This window comes from Kaistia hirudinis (assembly GCF_014196455.1).
Lineage (GTDB): Bacteria > Pseudomonadota > Alphaproteobacteria > Rhizobiales > Kaistiaceae > Kaistia > Kaistia hirudinis.
In genome coordinates this window covers 461314-479570 of sequence record NZ_JACIDS010000004.1, presented here as the reverse complement: position 1 = coordinate 479570, position 18257 = coordinate 461314, and the positions used below count along the sequence as shown (strand labels likewise).

Annotated in this window: 18 protein-coding genes; 9 read left to right on the top strand and 9 right to left on the bottom strand. The window is 67.6% G+C overall.

Going from position 1 to position 18257, the window contains the following annotated elements; translation table 11 throughout:
• Positions 1-23: 23 nt before the first annotated feature.
• From GGR25_RS16980 to GGR25_RS16960, 5 genes are all read right to left on the bottom strand, one after another.
• Complete coding sequence (locus tag GGR25_RS16980) at positions 24-1106, bottom strand: ABC transporter ATP-binding protein (RefSeq protein WP_183400015.1); 1083 nt, start codon at positions 1104-1106, stop codon at positions 24-26.
• Between the two features lie 17 nt (positions 1107-1123).
• Complete coding sequence (locus tag GGR25_RS16975) at positions 1124-2011, bottom strand: carbohydrate ABC transporter permease (protein ID WP_183400014.1); 888 nt, start codon at positions 2009-2011, stop codon at positions 1124-1126.
• Entirely contained in the window at positions 2011-2949 is a 939-nt protein-coding gene (locus GGR25_RS16970; protein WP_380147420.1) for a carbohydrate ABC transporter permease, read from the bottom strand. Before GGR25_RS16970 ends, GGR25_RS16975 begins: the two co-directional genes overlap by 1 nt.
• 34 nt (positions 2950-2983) lie before the next feature.
• The gene (locus GGR25_RS16965; protein ID WP_183400012.1) at positions 2984-4216 is read right to left on the bottom strand and encodes an ABC transporter substrate-binding protein; all 1233 of its coding nucleotides are present in this window, start codon (positions 4214-4216) and stop codon (positions 2984-2986) included.
• Positions 4217-4296: 80 nt separating this feature from the next.
• Positions 4297-5250 carry a sugar phosphate isomerase/epimerase family protein gene (locus GGR25_RS16960; protein ID WP_183400341.1) on the bottom strand — a complete coding sequence of 318 codons (954 nt, stop codon included), beginning with the start codon at positions 5248-5250 and terminating at the stop codon, positions 4297-4299.
• A 216-nt stretch (positions 5251-5466) separates the two neighbouring features.
• On the opposite strand from GGR25_RS16960, the gene GGR25_RS16955 reads away from it, so the two are divergent.
• Positions 5467-6537, top strand: coding sequence for a LacI family DNA-binding transcriptional regulator (locus GGR25_RS16955; protein ID WP_246409869.1), 1071 nt, complete (start codon positions 5467-5469; stop codon positions 6535-6537).
• Here GGR25_RS16955 and GGR25_RS16950 read toward each other — a convergent pair.
• A complete protein-coding gene (locus GGR25_RS16950) occupies positions 6524-7336 on the bottom strand; it encodes an alpha/beta fold hydrolase (protein ID WP_183400011.1) in 813 nt (270 codons plus the stop codon). The genes GGR25_RS16955 and GGR25_RS16950 overlap by 14 nt on opposite strands.
• Positions 7337-7512: 176 nt before the next feature.
• Between GGR25_RS16950 and GGR25_RS16945 the strand changes: the two genes are divergently transcribed.
• The 5 genes from GGR25_RS16945 (at position 7513) to GGR25_RS16925 (ending at position 12007) form a co-directional block, all read left to right on the top strand.
• On the top strand, positions 7513-8589 hold the full coding sequence (locus GGR25_RS16945; RefSeq protein ID WP_183400010.1) for an ABC transporter substrate-binding protein: 1077 nt from the start codon (positions 7513-7515) through the stop codon (positions 8587-8589).
• Between the two features lie 202 nt (positions 8590-8791).
• Entirely contained in the window at positions 8792-9598 is an 807-nt protein-coding gene (locus GGR25_RS16940; RefSeq protein WP_183400009.1) for an ABC transporter ATP-binding protein, read from the top strand.
• Positions 9591-10418, top strand: a complete 828-nt coding sequence (locus tag GGR25_RS16935; protein ID WP_183400008.1) for an ABC transporter permease — start codon at positions 9591-9593, stop codon at positions 10416-10418. The genes GGR25_RS16940 and GGR25_RS16935 overlap by 8 nt, the downstream gene beginning before the upstream one ends.
• Entirely contained in the window at positions 10411-11193 is a 783-nt protein-coding gene (locus GGR25_RS16930) for an ABC transporter permease (RefSeq protein ID WP_183400007.1), read from the top strand. Before GGR25_RS16935 ends, GGR25_RS16930 begins: the two co-directional genes overlap by 8 nt.
• 25 nt (positions 11194-11218) lie before the next feature.
• Positions 11219-12007, top strand: coding sequence for an SDR family NAD(P)-dependent oxidoreductase (locus GGR25_RS16925; RefSeq protein ID WP_183400006.1), 789 nt, complete (start codon positions 11219-11221; stop codon positions 12005-12007).
• A gap of 10 nt (positions 12008-12017) precedes the next feature.
• Here GGR25_RS16925 and GGR25_RS16920 read toward each other — a convergent pair whose 3' ends face one another.
• From GGR25_RS16920 to allB, 3 genes are read right to left on the bottom strand one after another with little or no spacing between them, the layout of a single operon-like run.
• Positions 12018-12890 carry an amidohydrolase family protein gene (locus tag GGR25_RS16920; protein WP_183400005.1) on the bottom strand — a complete coding sequence of 291 codons (873 nt, stop codon included), beginning with the start codon at positions 12888-12890 and terminating at the stop codon, positions 12018-12020.
• A 1-nt stretch (position 12891) separates the two neighbouring features.
• Entirely contained in the window at positions 12892-13938 is a 1047-nt protein-coding gene (locus GGR25_RS16915) for a Gfo/Idh/MocA family protein (protein ID WP_183400004.1), read from the bottom strand.
• A gap of 13 nt (positions 13939-13951) precedes the next feature.
• The gene (gene allB / locus GGR25_RS16910; RefSeq protein ID WP_210299991.1) at positions 13952-15379 is read right to left on the bottom strand and encodes an allantoinase AllB; all 1428 of its coding nucleotides are present in this window, start codon (positions 15377-15379) and stop codon (positions 13952-13954) included.
• A 168-nt stretch (positions 15380-15547) separates the two neighbouring features.
• On the opposite strand from allB, the gene GGR25_RS16905 reads away from it, so the two are divergent.
• From GGR25_RS16905 to GGR25_RS16895, 3 genes are all read left to right on the top strand, one after another.
• The gene (locus GGR25_RS16905) at positions 15548-16240 is read left to right on the top strand and encodes a GntR family transcriptional regulator (RefSeq protein WP_183400002.1); all 693 of its coding nucleotides are present in this window, start codon (positions 15548-15550) and stop codon (positions 16238-16240) included.
• A gap of 237 nt (positions 16241-16477) precedes the next feature.
• Positions 16478-17203, top strand: a complete 726-nt coding sequence (locus GGR25_RS16900) for a pyroglutamyl-peptidase I (RefSeq protein ID WP_183400001.1) — start codon at positions 16478-16480, stop codon at positions 17201-17203.
• Positions 17200-18225, top strand: coding sequence for an isopenicillin N synthase family dioxygenase (locus GGR25_RS16895; RefSeq protein WP_183400000.1), 1026 nt, complete (start codon positions 17200-17202; stop codon positions 18223-18225). The genes GGR25_RS16900 and GGR25_RS16895 overlap by 4 nt, the downstream gene beginning before the upstream one ends.
• Positions 18226-18257: the final 32 nt, after the last annotated feature.

Below are 18257 nucleotides of genomic sequence, written 5' to 3'. Positions count from 1 at the left end.
GTGACGATACTCCAGAGGTTGGATCAGAGACGCATCCCGTCCGCGCCGAACAGCGAGGCGCGCGCGACGTCGAGGCCGACGGCGAGGATGTCGCCGGGCGCGACCGTGACCTCGCTCATGATGCGGATCGAGAATGGCCAGCCATCATGCTCGGCCCAGATGACGGCGTCGGCGCCCATCGGCTCGACGACCGAGACGGTGGCCGGCAGAACCGGCGCGCCCGGCGCCGCGGCGAGCGCGACGTGCTCCGGCCGGAAGCCGAGGGTCGCCGGCCCTTCAGCGGGCGGCGCGGTGAAGGGATAGCGCCCGAGGTCGAGCCGCTGGTTGCCCGCAACGAAGACGGGGCCATGCGTCAGGTCCAGCCGCCCCTCGAGGAAGTTCATCGCCGGCGCGCCGATGAAGCCGGCGACGAAGCGGTTGACGGGACGGTGATAGATCTCGGCCGGGCTCGCGAGCTGCTGGATCACGCCGCCCTGCATGACGGCGATCCGGTCTGCGAGCGTCAGCGCCTCGACCTGGTCATGCGTCACATAGACCATGGTATTGCCGAGCTGCTGGTGCAGCTTCTTGATCTCGACGCGCAGCTCGTTGCGCAGCTTGGCATCCAGATTGGAGAGCGGCTCGTCGAACAGGAAGACGTCGACGTCGCGCACCAGGGCGCGGCCGATGGCGACGCGCTGGCGCTGGCCGCCGGAAAGCTCGGAGGGGCGCCGCTTCAGGAGCGGGCCGAGATGCAGCAGCGCCGCCGCCTTGGCGACGCGCGTCTCGATCTCGGCCTTGGGCAGCCCGGCGACGCGAAGGCCGAAGGAGAGGTTCCGCTCCACGGTCATGCGCGGATAGAGCGCATAGGACTGGAACACCATGCCGATCCCGCGCTGGCTCGGCTCGGCCCAGGTGACGTTGTTGCCGGCGATCCAGATCTCGCCGTCGGCGATGTCGATCAGGCCGGCAATGGCGTTGAGCAGCGTGGACTTGCCGCAGCCCGACGGCCCCAGCAGCACAAGGAACTCCCCCGGCGCGATATCGAGCGAAAGGCTCTTGACCACGGTCGCGCCGCCATAGGCGATGTCGAGGTCGCGGACGGATACGGCCGCGTCCGCCGTCATGGCCACATCCATAGGGCTCATCCCTTCACCGCGCCGGCGGCGATGCCGCGCACGAACCACCGCCCCGAGACGAAATAGATGACGAGGGGGACGGCGGCGGCGAGCATGGTCGCGGCCATGTTGACGTTGTAGAAGCGCTCGCCCGTCGTCGTGTTGACGATATTGTTGAGCTGCACGGTCATCGGCAGGTTGTCGCGGCCGGCGAAGACGAGGCCGAACAGGAAGTCGTTCCAGATGCCGGTCGTCTGGAAGATCGAGGCGACCACCACCATCGGCGTCGACATCGGCAGGATCACCTCGAGGAAGATCCGCCAGAAGCCGGCGCCGTCGACCCGCGCCGCCTTGAACAGCTCGACCGGGATCGCGGCGTAGTAGTTGCGGAACAGCAGCGTCACCAGCGGCAGGCCGAACAGCACGTGCACCAGCACGATGCCGGCCAAGGAATCCGCGATCCCGATCGCCGCGAAGCCACGCACCAGCGGATAGATGAAGATCTGGAACGGCAGGAAGGCGCCGAGCATCAGCAGGCCGAAGACGATCTTCGCGCCGGCCGGCCGCCAGAAGGAGAGCGCATAGCCATTGATCGCGCCGATGATCACGGAGAAGGCGACCGAGAGCACGGTGATCTTGACCGAGTTCCAGAAGCCGACGCCGATGCCGTTGCACGTCAGTCCCGTGCAGGCGCCGGACCAGGCCGTGAGCCAGGCCGAGAGGTCGAAATGCGCCGGCCAGGCGAAGATGGCGCCGAGGCGGATCTCGTCCATGCTCTTCAGCGACGTCACGACCATCACATAGGCCGGCAGCAGGAAGAAGGCGGCGGAGATCGCGAGGAAGCCATAGAGGCCAACGCGGCCGACGGTCACGCCCGCCGGCCGGGGGCCGCGCGGATTCTGGGGCGCTGCCATCAGACCGCTCCCCGTGCACGCCGGGCGCGCATCGACTGGGCATAGGCATAGGGCGCGAGGATCGCGAGCACGGTGATCAGCATCACCGTCGAGGCGGCCGTGGCGAGGCCCAGATTCTGGCGTCCGAACAGATTGTCCATGATGAATTTCGCCGGCACTTCGGACGCCGATCCCGGACCGCCATTCGTGAGCGCCACGACGAGGTCGTAAGTTTTCACCACGCCCATGGCCAGCAGCGTCACCGCCGTGGCGAGCGAGGGGCCGAGCTGCGGCAGCACGATCGAGACATAGATGCGCCAGGTCGGGATGCCGTCGACGCGGGCGGCGCGCCAGATCTCACCGTCGACACCGCGCAGGCCCGCGAGCATCAGCACCATGACGAGGCCCGAAGATTGCCAGAGACCGGAGAGCACGACGGCGTAGATGGCAAGGTTGCGATCGACAACCCAATCGAAGGTGAAGGAGGTCCAGCCGAGCGCGCGCATCGTGGTCTGGATGCCGAGCTCGGGATTCATCAGCCATTGCCAGACAAGACCGGTGACGATGAACGACATGGCGTAGGGGTAGAGGAAGATGGTGCGGAACGCGTTCTCGAACCGCACCTTCCGGTCGAGCGAAATCGCCAGCAGCGTGCCGATCACGATGCAGCCGGCGATGAACAGGACGCCGAAGATCACGAGGTTCTGCAGCGAGACGATCCAGCGCGCCGTCGCAAACAGCCGCCTGTACTGCTCGACGCCGACATAGTTCGCCGTCGGCAGCATGCGCGAGGATGTGAAGGAGAGCTGGATCGACCAGATCATGGTGCCGACATAGACGACGAGGACGACGATCCAGGTCGGCACCAGCGTCAGGAAGGCCGTCGCGGCGCGAAGACGCCTCGGCTTCCCGGCAAGGCCGCGCCCCTTGGAGGACGCAGCCTTGCCGGCGCCGGGCAAGCGAGGGGAGGTCTCCCGCCCGGCAGCCATCGGCTCAGCCCTCGGTGACCGCGGCGGCGAACTTCTCCACGACCTCGTCGCCGGTCATGGCGGGGTTCGCCCAGAACTCGCCGATCAGATCGGTGACGGCACCGCCCTTGGCCGGTGAGATGATGATCGCATGCTCGGGCGCCACCTTGCCGGCGGCGAGCATGGCGACGCCCTTCTGCGCGCAGGCGTCGAGGCTCGACGTGTCGACATCCTTGCGGACCGGGAAGGAGCCCTTCTTCTTGGCGAACTCGACCTGGATCTTGGGATCCATGATCACCTCGGCGAGCAGCGCCTGCGCCTTGTCCTGCTCGGCCTTGCCGGTCTTGGGGAAGGCCATGGCGTCGCCGATGATCACCATGCCGTCCGATCCCGGCGCCAGCGCACAGCCATAATCGGTGCCGAGCGTCTTGCCGGCATTGATGAACTCGCCCTTGGCCCAGTCGCCCATGAACTGGACGCCGGCCTTGCCGGAGATGACCATGGCGGTGGCGTCGTTCCAGTTGCGGCCCGCCGCCGACGGATCGACATAGTCGCGCATCTTGCCGAAGATCTCGACGGTCTTCTTGAAGCCGTCGGACTTGATGGTGGCCTCGTCGCCCGCATAGGCCTTGCCGAAGCCCTCGACGCCGAGCTGCGACAGGAGGATGGCGTTGAACACCTTCAGCTCCTGCCAGGCCTGGCCGCCCCAGGCGATCGGCACCAGGCCGGCAGCCTTGATCTTGTCCATGTCGGCGAAGAACTCGTCCCAGCTCGCCGGCTCGGCCGCGATGCCGGCCTTCTCGAAGACGGGCTTCGAATAGAACATCCAGCTCTCGCCATGCATGGAGATCGGCGCGAGATAGATGTGCCCGTCATAGCCGAGCGTCGCATAGAGATTGGCGGGAACCGCGTCCGACCATTTGCCTGCCGCCGCGACCGCGTCGACATAGTTGAGCAGCCCCTGCTCCATCAATTCGCGCTGGTCGAGGCCGAAGATCACGGAGCGGGCCGTCGGCGGATTGCCGGAGAGGATGCGGCTCGTATAGGCGGCATTGGCGCTCTCGAAGCCGGCGATGGACGCATCCGACCATTCGCCGCCGCGGGCGTTGAACGCGTCCACGATCACCTTGACCGCAGCGGCTTCGCCGCCCGATGTCCAGGAATGCATCACTTCGGCCGGCAGCTTGTCGTCGGCATGGGCCGAGGATGCGATCAGCAGCGCGGAACAGCAAAGAAGGGCTTTCGTCAGTCTCGTCATGAAGTCACCTCTGCAAGGAAGGGGCCCTCTTGCGGGGCCTTGCTGGAGGAGGCGGCGGAGGAGCCGCCTCCGGCGAAGGGTCAGATGTAGGTCGGCGCCAGCGCAGTGTTGATGAACTTGAGGCCGGCGGCGATGTCGGCGATGGGATCGGGCGCGGCGTCGAGCTCGAGGATCGCCCAGCCCTCATACTGCGTGTCGCGGAGCAGCTTCACGAAGGCGTGCCAGTCGACGCGGCCGATGCCGAAGCCACAGAAATACGGCCGATGCCGCTCGTGGATCTTCTCGTCGATCGGCGTATCCACCGGCATCGGGCCGATCGCATCCTTCCAGTGCGCAATCACCATGCGCTCGCGGTGGCGCTCGATCACCTTCAGCGGATCGGCGCCGGCGACGATCAGATGCGCGGTGTCCGGGCAGAAATGCACATAGGCCGGGTCGGTCAGCAGCAGGAAGAGATCGACGTCGCGGCTCGAACAGAACATCGAGTGCGCTTCGGTATGGAGCGCCAGCTTGACGCCGTGCTTCGCCGTCAGTGCGCCGAGACGATTGAGGAAATCGGCGATCGGCTGTGCCGCGGCGAGGTCAACGAACTCGACGGGCTCGGCGCCGGGCGTCTGGCGCATCGGCATGCCGATGACCATGGCCTCGCCACCGCAGGCCTTGATGAAGGCCGCGTAGTCGCCGGCGCTGGCCAGGATCCTGGCCTGCACGGCCGGATCGGCGATCGACGCGCCATGCTCCAGCTCGGCGAAGAAGCCCGAGGCGAGCGACAGGCCGCGCTTCGAGAGCTCGGCTGCAAAGGCCTCGACCGAACCATAGGTCTTCACCGCATCGCGCCAGTTGAAGGGCGAGAAGGTCGGCTCGACGCCGGTGACGCCCGATGCCTCGATCGCGTCGAGGATCTTGTCCCAGAACGCACGGGGCTCGGCCTTCGCATGGGCGATGATCGCGTCATAGCTGTCCACACCCCAGAATCCGGGGTGGAAAAACGTCACCAGATCCACGCCGAACTTGAGCTTCTTCGCCTCGACCATCGTCTCTTCCATCCATTCAGCCGGCGCCCGCGCAGCGGACATCCGCGACCTGGCCTTGGCCAGATCATTTCAAAATCAATGCGTTATGGGTTGGCAATCGATTGCCATGCACCTAGATTAGCCGAGTCCGGAAAATGTGCAACGGGGTTGGCAATCGATTGCCAGAAAATTCCGATATCGGTTTCGGCGAGCCGCCGAATCGCGTGGAATGGGGTCATGAAGAAAAGAACGGCAGCAACGCATGAGGGCACCGGCCCGTTGATGAGCGACGTCGCCCGCTTGGCCGGCGTCGCCGTCTCGACGGTGAGCCGGGCGCTCGCCAATCCGGGCCGGGTCAACGAGGAGACACGCCAGCGCATCGCAGCGGCGGCCGAGCAGCTCGGCTATACCCCGAACGCCGCAGCGCGCAACCTGCGCATCGGGCGCTCCGACATCGTCATGGTCGTGCTGCCCGGCCCGCTCTTCTATGGCGCCTCGCAGACCGTGTCCGAGGTCCTCGATGGCGTCGATACTGAACTGACCAAGGCCGGCTTCCATCTCCTCATCGCGAACCTCGACCGTGACGAAGATACGGAACGGCACATTCTCGACCTCGCCTTCGGCGGCACGGTCCGCGGCGCGATCATTCTCGCCTCGGAGCTTCCGCACCACGGCAACCGCACGCTATCGGATGCCGGCATTCCGATCGTCTCGGTGTTGCTGGATCTCACCGGCAAGGGCGTGCCGAGCGTCGTCACCAACGAGCGCGAGGCGATGCGCGCGGCGGCACAGCGCCTGATCGCGACGGGCCATCGGCACTTCTACTTCGTGGCCGGGCCGATCGGCAATTTCCACGATGTCGAGCGTTATGGCGGGCTGATCGAGGCACTGGACGTAGCCGGCCTCGGCGAGGGAGCGGTCCGCCGCTTCGGACAGTTCTATGATTTTCGAGAGGGCTTCGCTTGCGGCAGCGCGGCCGCCGCCGCGTTCCTCGCGCTCGATGAGCGGCCGACCGCAGTGCTCTGCTGCAGCGACGATATCGCCATCGCCTTCATGCACACGATCCGCCGGGCGGGCATCGCCGTGCCGGAGGCCGTCTCGGTGATGGGCTTCGACGGCGCGGCGGTCGGCGAATTCTGCGGTCCGGGCCTCGCGACGATCCGCCAGCCGACGGTCGATATGGGCGCGGCGGCCGCGCAGGGCCTGCTGAAGGCCATTGCCGGCGAGGCAGCCCTCGCCGAGCGCACCGTGCTCCCCAGCGAATGGCTGGAGCGCGGCAGCACGGCGCCGGCGCCTACCCCTTCCTGACGGCCGCCCGATCGAGAAAATCCACCAGCGCCGCGTCGAAGGCCGGGCGCTGCTCGATCGGCGCCATATGGCCCGACCGTTCGATCACGACGAGATCGGCGCCCGGAACCCGGCGTTTGAGATCCTCCAGCGTCGCGACGGAGGCGAAGGGGTCGCGATCGGCCGCGACGAAGCGGACCGGCAGCCGCGCCGCATCCAGCACCGGCCGATAGTCGATGCCGTAACCCGAGCGAAACGCGCGCGTCAGCGCCGCCTGATCCATTGCGGCGCGCCAGACGATGAAGCGCTCGACCGCGTCGGGATGCGCCGCGGCAAAATCCGGATGCCAGATCGCCGCCGCCTGCTCGCGGGCGAAGGCGAGCGGACCGAGCTCGACTGCGCGCGCCAGCATCGCCTCCGTGACGGCCTCGCCTTCCGCCGTCGAATGCACGCCGCAGCAGGCGATCAGCGCCGCCTCGATCCGCGCCGCCGCCTTGCCGATCATCGCCGCCGCGATGATGCCGCCGAGAGAGAATCCGGCGAGCGCGAAGCGCCGCACGCCAAGCGCATCCATCAGCGCCAGCATGTCGTCGGCATAGAGATCGATCGAATAGGGGCTGCCCGGCTTGTCGCTCGCCCCCATGCCGCGGAGGTCCGGCGCGATCACGCGCCAGCCGCGCGCGACCAGCGTCTCGATCTGGCCGGCCCAGAGCGTGTGATCCCAGCCGAGGCCATGCACGAGCAGCAGGGCCGGCCCCGCCGCAGGGCCCTCGATCGCGACATGCTGCGCGATGCCGCTGGCGATGATCGTTTCCGCCATGTCAGCCTGTTCCCTTGCTCAAGAAAGCAACACTTGCTGCGATTTGCGCCATGAACCTCGATTATCGGCAAAATACCATTTTGTAGAAAGTCGGGTTTGCGCGGCTTTCTTGTGGCACGGAGCTTGCTCTTTTGACCAGCGACATTCTCCAGAAGGGATGCCGGAAAGGCCAGCCAATGACCGACAAGAAAAGCACCTCCGACCTGATCACCGCCCCGCTCAAGGCGCCGGCGCTGAAGCTTGATCGCCGCTCGCTGCTGAAGGCCGGCGGCGGCCTCCTCGCCGGCGTCTTCGTCGCGCCCGGCGCCCTCTCCTTCGGCGCGAGGACGGCCTATGCGGCGGACAAGTTCGTCCACCAGCTCGGCTGGATCAAATCCATCCAGTTCGGCGGCCATTTCGCGGCCATCGACCAGGGCTATTTCGCCGATGAGGGCATCGAGGCCGAGTTCCTCTCGGGCGGCCCGGGCACCGATGGCACGGCCGTCGTCGTCAGCGGCCAGGCGATGACCTCCGACAGCGATGTCGAAGGCGTCGTGCGCACGCGCATCTCGGGCGTGCCGGTCAAGGCCTTCGCCGCGATCATGCAGAAGGCGCCGGGCGCGATCATGTCGCTCGCGTCGAAGCCCATCAAGACGCTGCAGGATTTCCCGGGCAAGACGATCGCGCTGCCCAATGCGACGCGCCCGCAGATGGACGTGCTGCTCAAAGCGGCCGGTATCGATCCCTCGACGGTCAATTATGTCCCGGTCGGCACGGATCCCGGTATGCTCGCCGCCGGGCAGGTCGACGGCTATTACGGCTGGGCGACCAATCAGGGTGTCATGCTCAAGGAGCGCGGCGTCGATATCGAGGTCGCCTACATGAACGACCTCGGCCTGCCCGGCTATGCCGGCGTGCTGTTCGCGACCGACGAGTCGATCGATACCAAGGCCGACCTGATCACGCGCTGGCTCAAGGCCGAGATCAAGGGCTGGCAATGGTTCCTCGACAATCCCGACGCCATGGCCAAGCTGATGGTCGACAAATACGGCCAGCGCGGCCTGGACCTGAAGGCGCAGACCGCCGAGGCCGGTGTCTACAAGGACTTCATCCCTGTGGGCGACGCCAAGACGCACGGCCTGCTCTGGATCGAGCCCTCGGTGTTCCAGCAGGGCATCGATTTCTCGATCAAGGCCGGCGAGCTGAAAGAGGGCCAGGTCAAGGTCGAGGACGTCGTCACGCAGAAGCTCATCGCCGCCGCGCACGGGAAGTGAGGCATCAGGCCGAACGAGCAACGACAGAAAGGCTGTCATTGCCGGGCTTGACCCGGCAATCCAGTCCTTCTTCGCAAGACCGGAACCAAAGCCGAAGGCCGCAAGCCAGTCTGGATTGCCGGGTCAAGCCCGGCAATGACAACTGATTGCGGGCCGGGGCGCGCCCACCACGGCGGGCGGCCATGTGGAGTGACTTGATCGCATGACCGAGATCATCCTCGACCACGTCTCCAAGGATTTCGAGATCGACCGCCGGTCGGTCCGGGCGATCGACGATGTCTCGCTGACCTTCCCCTCGGGCAGCTTCTCCGCGCTGATCGGCCCGTCGGGCTGCGGCAAGTCCACGCTGCTCAGGCTCGTCGCCGACATTCTCGGGCCGACCAGCGGCGCGATCACCATCGGCGGCAAACCGCCGGGCGAGGCGCGGCTGCGCCACGATATCGGCTTCGTCTTTCAGGATGCGAGCCTGCTGCCCTGGCGCACCGTGCTCGACAATGTCTCGCTACCGCTCGAGATCGCCGGCGGCCCGATCGGCGACGGCCCGCGGCCGGAGAACCTGATCCGCCTCGTCGGCCTCTCCGGCTTCGAGAATGCCAAGCCCGCCCAGCTTTCCGGCGGCATGCAGCAGCGCGTCTCGATCGCCCGCGCCCTGACGCTGCGGCCCAAGGTGCTGCTGCTCGACGAGCCGTTCGGTGCGCTCGACGAGATCACACGCCAGCGCATGAATCTCGAACTGCTCCGCATCTGGCAGGAGACCGGCACCACGGCGATCCTCGTCACGCACACGATCGGCGAGGCCGTGTTCATGGCCGATCAGGTGCATGTGCTCGCCGCCCATCCCGGCCGTCTGGTCACGACGATCGAGGTCGACCTGCCGCGCCCGCGCCATCTCGCCATGCTGCAGACGGCGGAATTCAACCGGCTGGAAAACGCCGTGCGCGCCGCCCTGTTCGGCGACGAACTGGCGGATGATGGCGCGGCCGCCCGACCGGAGCGCGCCCATGGCTGACGAGGCCGCGCTCGCCGCGCCGCGCCCGCGCGAAGGCGGCGCCATCGGCCGCGCCGCGGGCAGGCTGTTCGCGCCCGCCGCCGTGATCATTGTCATTCTGGCGATCTGGGAACTGGCGAAGGCGGCGAACCTGCTGCCGATCACCGTGCCGGCGCCGAGCGAGATCGCCGGCGCGTTCACCCGCTCCTGGTCGGATCTCTTTTACCACATGGTGCCGACCGTGCTGTCGGCGGCGGCCGGCTTCTTCCTGGCAACCCTCGTCGCGCTCGTCCTTGGAGCCGTCGCCACCTCATGGCGGCGCACCGAGCCGAGCATCATGAAGTTCGCCATCATCGTGGATTCGATCCCGCTGATCGCGCTGACGCCGATCCTGATGGTTTGGGTCGGCAATGGCCTCGCCTCGCGCATCGTCATCGCGACCATCGCGGCGCTGTTTCCCCTCGTTGTCGGCGTGATCCAGGGCTTCAAGGCGATCGACCGCAACGTCTCCGAACTCTTCCACATCCTCGCGGCGTCGCGCTGGCAGCGCCTCGCGAAACTCGCCTTCCCCTCGGCCCTGCCCTACCTGTTCTCGGCGCTGAAGATCGCCGCGCCCCTCTCCGTCCTCGGCGCGCTCATCGCCGAATGGGTCAGCGCCGATCGCGGCCTCGGCATCATGATGACCTATGCGCTGTTCTCCTTCGACGTGCCGCTCGCCTGGCTCACCATCGTCGCCGTCTGCCTGGTCGCGACCATTGCCTATGGCCTCGTCGCGCTAGCCGAGCGGATCGTGATCGGCGCGCCGCAGCAGACAACTGGCGGAGGCGGCGGCCATGGCTGATGTTGCTGCCACCGCGCCGAACCGGGCCGGCAGCCTGCTTCGGGCGGCGCTCGGGCCGCTCGTCTTCGCGCTGGTGATCGTCGTGATCTGGAAAGCGGCGGTCACGGTCTTCGCCGTGCCGCCCTACATCATGCCGCCGCCGGAAGCGACGCTCGCCGCCTTCGAGGCCAATTTCGGCAAGATCGGCCTCTCCGTCGCGCTGACCCTGCGCAACGCCGCGGCCGGCCTCGTCGTCGCCTTCCTCGTCGCCATCGGCCTTGCCGCGCTCTTCGTCAATTCGCAGAAGGCGACTCATGCCGTCCTGCCGATCGTCATTGGCCTCCGCACCGCGCCCGTCCTCGCCATCGCGCCGATCCTGATCATGGTGTTCGGCCGCGGCATCGGCACGGCGATCGTCGTCGTCGTGATCGTCTCGTTCTTCCCCATCATGGTCAACGCCATGAAGGGCTTCTCCTCGACGCGAAAGAACGCGCTCGAACTCATGCATGTGCTCGGCGCGAGCCGCGTGCAGCTCTTCCTCAAGGTGCGGTTTCCCTTCGCCCTCCCCTTCATCTTCGCGGGCCTTCGCAGCGCGGCGACCAGCGCCATCCTCTCGGCCATGCTGGCCGAATGGCTCTCCGGCGCGCCGGGGCTCGGCTCGCTGATCCTCGATGCCGCCTCCTATCGCAAGAACGACCTGCTCTGGGCAGCCGTGGTCGTCTCCATGCTGCTCGCCTATCTGATCTTCTCCGCCACGACGCTGGTCGAGAAGCGGCTGACGAGCTGGCGCAGCTGAACATTCCCGAAAGAGAGAAACCGCAATGCCGCTTCCCCTCGAAGGCCGCGCCATCCTCGTCACCGGGCCGGCCAAGGGCATGGGCGGCGCCATCACCCGCGCGATCGCCGCGGCGGGCGGCGATCTCGTCCTGATCGGTCGCGACATGGCGCCGATCGAGGCGATCGCCGCGGACGTCCGCGCGCTCGGCCGCGAGGCGCTGGCGATCCGCACCGATGTCACCGACGAGGCCGAGGTCGCGCATGCGGTGGCCGAGGCCGCAGCGCATTTCGGAACCCGCCTGCATGGCGCGGTCAATGTCGCCGGCGTCTCCGGCCCGACGGGCAAGAAGCTCTGGGAGCACACCACCGACGATTTCCGCGAGCTGTTCGACGTCAACGTGCTCGGCACCTTCCTCGTCATGAAGGCCATGCTGCCGGAGCTGATGGCGCGGGGCGGCGGCGGCATCGTCAATATCGGCGGCACGTTCGGCTTCAAGGGCGTGCGCAACGCCTCGCTCTACGGCGCCACCAAATGGACGCTGCGCGGCCTCACCAAATCGGCAGCGCTGGAAGCCGGCAGCGCTGGCGTCCGCGTCAACATGGTCTCGCCCGGCGGCGTCGAGGGCCCGCGCATCCTGCGCCAGTTCTTGGAAGAGGCCGCGCTCGAAGGCATCACCTATGAGGAGCGCTATGCCCGCTTCGCCACGACCGCAGCGCTCGGCCGGCTGAGTACGGCGGACGACATCGCCAACGCCGTCGTCTTCCTGCTCTCCGACATGGCGCGCAACGTCACCGGCCAGGACCTGCTCGTCGACGGCGGCACGATCGTGTGATGGTGGGCGATCAGATCCGATAGAGCCGCCGCGCCGTGCCCTGGAACAGCGCGCGCTGCTCGTCGGGCGAAAGATCCGCCACCGCGCGCGCGAACGTCTCATAGCCGCGGGTGAAGGGCACGGTGCGGTCGTGCACCGGGAAGTCGCTGGCAAAGGCGAGGCGATCGACGCCGAACCAGTCCACCAGCGCGCGGATCGGCGCGGCCAGCGCGGCATCGCTCCAGCCGGGCATGCGGCAATGCAGCGCCGAGATCTTCACGCTGATATTCGGCAGCCGCGCCGCCGCCTGCATGGCGCCGGCCCACCGTGCAGAACCTTCCTCCGTCGAAAAATCCGGGCTGCCGGCATGCTCGATGATGATGGAAAGGTCGGGGATCGCCGCCGCGAGGCGGAGCGCCGCGCCCATCTGACAGGGTTCGAGCATGAGGTCGAAGGCGAGGCCGCGCCGCGCGAGTACCTTGAGCCCCGCGGCGAAGGCGGCGCGCTCCAGGAGATCGCCATGCCGGGCGAAGCTCGGAAAGCCCGGTCGCACCGCAACGATGTCGCGAATGCCGCGCAGCGTCGGCGCGGCCTCAGCGAGGCGGTCCAGCCGCGCGGCTAGATCCGGCGCATCCAGCGGCGCATGCGCGATGATCGCGGCGGCGAGACGGGGCTCGGCGGCATTGAGACGCGCCGCCGCCCGCGCCTCGGCGAGCGGATCGGTCGCGACGGCCTCGATCCAGACGCTGGCGACGACATTCAGCGGCGCCGCGGCGGCGAAATAGTCCTCGGCGGAGACATCGCGCGCGAGGGTGGGCTCGCCCGCGAGCCAGGGCAGCAGCGCCGCGTCATAGGACCAGAGGTGGTGATGCGCGTCGACGATCGGGCCGTCATAGCGCGCCATCTCAGCCGTCCAGCCGCACCGGCAGGCCGGAGGCGAGCGAGGCTTCCGCCGCCTCGACGATCCGCACCGCCCGCTCGGCATCGTCGAGCCCGACGAGCGGCTCCGTCCCCTCGCGGATCATACGGATGAAGGCGGCGACTTCCTCGGCGAGCGCGCCGACGACGCGCCCATTGAGGATCGGCTGGTGGCGGATGCCGGCGGCGCGGAAGCCCGCGGCCTCGTCGAAGGCGACGAGTTGCTGGCCGCGGAGGCTCATATCGTTCGAGACCATGCCCAACGCGCCGAACACGTCGAGTCGGTTATTGCCGGCCGGCGACCAGGAGGCGGGCGCGGAAAAGACGCCATAGGGCGCCGGCAGCGTCCAGCCGCTTTCGACCAGCGCGATGGCGCCATCGGCAAAGCGCAATGTCGTCACGACATGATCGTCGAGGCCCGTCTCCGCATGCACCCGTCCGCGGCCAGCCGCGGCATAGACCTGCACGACCGGCACGGGATGGACCCAGGCGACGAGGTCGAAATCATGCACGCCGAGAATGCGCAACGTCGTCGAGAGGCCCTTGAAGCGCGGGGTATCGGCCGCGACGAACTGGCGGCGCGCGGCGATCGTGACGACCTTGCCGCAGACACCCTCATCGACGGCCGCCTTCAATTGCGCCGAGCCGATCTCGAAGCGCTCGACATGGCCAGCCATCACCGGAACACCGGTCGAAGCCGTCGCCGCGCGGATCGCGGCGATGCCAGCCGGATCGGGCGCCACCGGCTTTTCGATCAGCATCGGCACACGCGCCGCAGCGGCGAGGCGCGCCTGCTCCTCATGCACGCGTTCGGGGCTGGCGATGATGACGCCGTCCAGAGCGGCTTCCGCAAAGAAGGCGGCGGCATCGGTGAAGACCGCCGCACCCCATGGCGCGGCCAGCTTGGCGGCGCGATCCGTATCGATGTCGCAGATCGCGGCGAGCACGGCATCGGGCCGCTCGGCGACGATGCGCGCATGCCAGGCGCCGATGGCGCCGGCCCCGATCAACCCGATCCGCAGCGCCTCAGCCATCAGGCCCTCCCCCTCAGCCCCATGGCCGCTGGCCGGGCTCGAGGATCTCCTTCATGGTCGTATTGAGGTTGCGCGGTGCCGGCGGGGCCATGTTCGGCCGCACCAGTTCACCCCAGCCCTTTTCAGCGACGACCTCGCCGTCCTTCGCCACCATGCGCCCACGGACGAAGGTCATGACCGGCACGCCCTTGACCTCCTTGCCCTCATAGGCGGAGACCTTGCCGCGCGAATGCAGCGCCGCCGCCGAAAGCGTCGCGCTGCGGTTCAGGTCGACCACGGCGAGATCGGCATCGGCGCCGACGCGAATCACGCCCTTGCGGCCATAGAGCCCGAAGGCGCGGGCCGGCGCGCCGGAGGTGATCGTCGCGACGCGCTCCAGGCTGAGGCGGCCATCGGCGACCGCGGTCAGCATCAGCGCCATCGACGTCTCGACGCCGGGGAAGCCGCAGGCGAGATCCCAGATGCGCGGCCCGTATTTCTCCTCGATCGCATGCGGCGCATGGTCGGTGGCGATCATGTCGATCGTGCCGTCGGCGAGCGCCGCCCAGAGCGGTTCCTGATGCGCCGCCTCGCGGATCGGCGGGTTCATCCGCAGCACCTCGCCGCCCGGATTCAGCATCATCTCGGCGGAGAGATAGAGATATTGCGGCAGCGTCTCGACGGTCATGTCGACGCCGCGCTCCTTCCAGAAGCGGATGAAGGGCAGCGAGCGCGCGCAGCTCTCATGCACGATATGGATGCGCGCGCCGGTCCAATCGGCGAGCGTGGCGGCGCGGTTGAGCGCCTCGACGGCGACGACGTCGGTGCGCGCCGCCAGATGCGCGAGCACGTCGTCGCGTCCGGCCGCCTTCAGCTTGTTCTGGCGCCAGAACAGGATCGGCGAATTCTCGGCATGGATGGAGCAGCGCAGCCCCAGCGCGGCCAGGATCTCGAAGCCTTCGAGCACCGCGCCGTCCGAGGGGCATGGCAGATCGCCCGTCGTATTGCCAAGAAAGAGCTTGTAGCCGATGACCCCGGCGGCGGCGAGGCTCTCGAGATCACCGAGATTGTGCTCGCCGAGCAGGCCATAGAGCCCGAAATCAACGATCGACTTCGACTTGGCCGCGCCGAGCTTCAATTGGAAATTCTCGACGCTGTCGGTCGGCGGGATGGTGTTCGGCATGTCGAAGACGGTGGTGACGCCGCCCACCGCCGCCGCGGCGCTGCCGGTCGCCCAGTCCTCCTTCTGCGGCATGCCCGGCTCGCGGAAATGGACATGCACGTCGATCGCGCCCGGCAGCACATGCAGGCCATCGACCGCGATGCGCTCGCGCGCCGGCGGCATCAGCCGCTCATCCCCGATGGCGACGATGCGGCCGCCATCCACGGCGATCGACGCATCGACGATGCCGTCTTCATTGACGACTCGCCCGCCGGTCAGCACCATATCGACAGGTTTCACGGAAAGGTCGGCGGAGCTTACGGGAGCTTGCATCAGGCGTCTCGGTTGTCGGGTCGGTGAAAACCTATCAGCAAGTCGATATTGTCGACAACCCGCCTCCGAATCCTAATTTTGTCGATTTTCTAGTGTAGTGGATTATGCGGCCGATGGCCGCGAGAGGAGTTTGCGATGGCTGAGGCGGTTCCCATTCGCGAGGCGGACGAGACGGCGTCGGCGGATGCGTTCACGCTGCTGCGCGCCGACATCATTTCCGGCGCCCTCCAGGCCGGCGCGCGGCTGCGCTTCATCGAGCTGCAGGCGCGCTACGGCATCGGCACCAGCCCGCTGCGCGAGGCGCTGTCGCGCCTCGCTGCCGACCGGCTGGTGGTGCAGGAGGTCAATCGCGGCTTCCGCGTGCCGCCGATCTCGCTCGACGATTTCGAGGACATCGCTGCGCTCCGCATCGAACTGGAGAGCCAGGCGATCGAAGCCGCCGTCCGCTCGGGCGACGAGGCCTGGGAGGAGGGCATCGTGCTGGCGCATCATCGCCTGCGCCGCCTCGGCCGCCAGGAGGCCGCGCCGGAGGAGGATGCGGTTCCCGAGGAATGGGAAACCCGCCACCGCGCCTTCCACAATGCGCTCATCGCCGCCTGCGGCTCGCCCTGGACGCTGCATTTCTGCGCCGTGCTGCACGACCAGTTCGATCGCTATCGCCGTCTCGCCGGCCGTGACCCGGTCGCACAGGTCCATCTCGCCCAGCAGCACGAGGAACTGCTCGACGCCGCCATCGCCCGCGACGCCGCGCGCGCCGGCAAGGTCCTCGCCGACCATATCGACGGCACGCGGCGCGCCGTGGTTGAGCGGCTCAAGCGCCTCGCATAGGCGTTCGGCCTTTGTCGTAAATCATACCGATCATCGACAATGATATATTGTGTCGATGATTTGCGCAGGGTGACGCGATTTTGCGCAGCCGTCTCCGGCGTTCCATTGTAGTCTCCTTGCGTTCCGCCATGGCACGGCTCTTGCCAACCATGGTTCCTGCCGAACCCCACGGCCATCGGAACAGGGAGCGATCATGCGGCAAGCCATCAGGGCGCAGCGAATGCGGGAGGCGGGACGATGACCGGTCCCGTTGCGCTCGTGACCGGGTCCAAGCCCTTCGCGGGCCTGCCGACCAACCCTGCGGAACTGCTGCTCCCCTTCCTCGACGGCATGATGGTCGACGGCATCACCATCATCGCCCGCGCGACGCCGGTCAGCCGGACGGGCCTGCCGGATCACCTTCCGGCGCTCGTCGCCGAGCATCGTCCGGTCTTCGTGCTGGCGCTCGGCCTGGCGCTCGGCGCGCCGGACATCCGCATCGAGACGATCGCGGTGAATGCCTGCCATTTCGCGATTCCCGACAATGAGGGCGTGCGCCCGCTCGGCGGCGAGCCGATCGAGCCCGGCGGCCCGGCGGCGCGCATGGCCAGCTGGGACGCCGGCGCCGTCGTCGAGGCGATCCTGGCGCAGGATATCCCCGCGCGGCGCTCGTTCCACGCCGGCACGCATCTCTGCAATCTCACACTCTACACCTATCTCGGCGCGCTGGAGGCGCTCGGCCTCGCATCGCCCTGCGGCTTCCTGCATCTGCCCTATCTGCCCGAGCAGATCGTCTGGCTGATGCGCCAGCGCGGCAACCAGCCCGGCAGCGCCCAGAGCAGCCCGCTCGAATTGCCGTCCATGGCGCTCGAAACCCAGCTCACCGCCGTCCGCGCGGCGCTCGGCGCGCTCGCGCGCCAGGCCATCGCCTGCGGCGCCGTCCCCGCTTCACCACCTCTCTCCTCGGAGGAACTGCTGCCATGACCCTCGCGGAACTGCCCAAGGCCTATGAGAAGGCCCAGAGCGTCGACGTTTCCGACATCCCGATCATCGATTTCGGCCCGTTCCTGACCGGCAGCGCCGCGGAGCGCGCCGCCGTGGCGGCCGAGATCGGCAAGGCCTGCGAGGAGGTCGGCTTCTTCTATCTCGCGAACCACGGCATTTCGCAGGATCTGATCGACGCGACCTTCGGCGTCTCGAAGGAATTCTACGCGCAGCCCTTCGCCGGGCGCATGAACGCGGCCGCGACGCTGGAACACTGGCGCGGCTATGTGCCGTCGAAGCTGGAAGCCGAGGGCGGCACGGTCGGCGGCGCGATCGAGACCTACCGCTTCATGCTCGACCTCGCGCCCGACGATCCGGACGTGCTCGCCGGCAAGCCGCTGCATTTGCCGAACCGCTGGCCCGAGGGTCTGCCGGCCTTCAAGCCGACGGTGGAAGCCTATTTCGACGCGGTAATGAACCTCTCCAAGCAGCTCCGCGCCGCCTTCGCCATGGCGCTCGGCCTGCCGGAGGACTATTTCGAGCCCTATTACCAGAAGCCCGTCGTGCAGCTCTCGCTGCTGCATTATCGCCCGCCGGCGTCGCTCGACGAGAAGGACATCGAGATCGGCGCGGGCGAGCACCGCGATACCGGCGCCTTCACGCTCTTGATGCAGGACGATACCGGGGGCCTCGAAGTCGAGCGCAAGGACGGCGTGTGGATCGGCGCCCCGCCGGTCAAGGGCGCCTATGTGATCAATATCGGCAATGTCATGATGAAATGGACCAATGGCCGCTTCGTCTCGACGCCGCATCGCGTGGTCAACCGCGCGCTGAAGGCCCGCTACTCGATCCCCTTCTTCGCCAATCCCGACTACGACGTCACGATCGCGCCGATCGCCGAGATCATGAAGAACGGCGAGACGGCACAGTTCGAGCCGTTCGAGAACGGGCCCTACATGCGCGATTTCTACGAGATGGGCATGGCCTATCTCAAGAAGCCGGGCGCGAAGTCGGGCTATTGAGGCGCACGCCTTCACCGCGCAAATGCGCGGTG

Coding starts and splice junctions, on each gene's coding strand:
- GGR25_RS16940 (WP_183400009.1), top strand. CDS start 8,792: ATGACCGAGATCATCCTCGACCACGTCTCCAAGGATTTCGAGATCGAC.
- GGR25_RS16930 (WP_183400007.1), top strand. CDS start 10,411: ATGGCTGATGTTGCTGCCACCGCGCCGAACCGGGCCGGCAGCCTGCTT.
- GGR25_RS16925 (WP_183400006.1), top strand. CDS start 11,219: ATGCCGCTTCCCCTCGAAGGCCGCGCCATCCTCGTCACCGGGCCGGCC.
- GGR25_RS16955 (WP_246409869.1), top strand. CDS start 5,467: ATGAAGAAAAGAACGGCAGCAACGCATGAGGGCACCGGCCCGTTGATG.
- GGR25_RS16895 (WP_183400000.1), top strand. CDS start 17,200: ATGACCCTCGCGGAACTGCCCAAGGCCTATGAGAAGGCCCAGAGCGTC.
- GGR25_RS16920 (WP_183400005.1), bottom strand. CDS start 12,890: ATGGCGCGCTATGACGGCCCGATCGTCGACGCGCATCACCACCTCTGG.
- GGR25_RS16980 (WP_183400015.1), bottom strand. CDS start 1,106: ATGACGGCGGACGCGGCCGTATCCGTCCGCGACCTCGACATCGCCTAT.
- GGR25_RS16935 (WP_183400008.1), top strand. CDS start 9,591: ATGGCTGACGAGGCCGCGCTCGCCGCGCCGCGCCCGCGCGAAGGCGGC.
- GGR25_RS16900 (WP_183400001.1), top strand. CDS start 16,478: ATGACCGGTCCCGTTGCGCTCGTGACCGGGTCCAAGCCCTTCGCGGGC.
- GGR25_RS16975 (WP_183400014.1), bottom strand. CDS start 2,011: ATGGCAGCGCCCCAGAATCCGCGCGGCCCCCGGCCGGCGGGCGTGACC.
- GGR25_RS16950 (WP_183400011.1), bottom strand. CDS start 7,336: ATGGCGGAAACGATCATCGCCAGCGGCATCGCGCAGCATGTCGCGATC.
- GGR25_RS16965 (WP_183400012.1), bottom strand. CDS start 4,216: ATGACGAGACTGACGAAAGCCCTTCTTTGCTGTTCCGCGCTGCTGATC.
- GGR25_RS16905 (WP_183400002.1), top strand. CDS start 15,548: ATGGCTGAGGCGGTTCCCATTCGCGAGGCGGACGAGACGGCGTCGGCG.
- GGR25_RS16915 (WP_183400004.1), bottom strand. CDS start 13,938: ATGGCTGAGGCGCTGCGGATCGGGTTGATCGGGGCCGGCGCCATCGGC.
- GGR25_RS16960 (WP_183400341.1), bottom strand. CDS start 5,250: ATGGTCGAGGCGAAGAAGCTCAAGTTCGGCGTGGATCTGGTGACGTTT.
- GGR25_RS16945 (WP_183400010.1), top strand. CDS start 7,513: ATGACCGACAAGAAAAGCACCTCCGACCTGATCACCGCCCCGCTCAAG.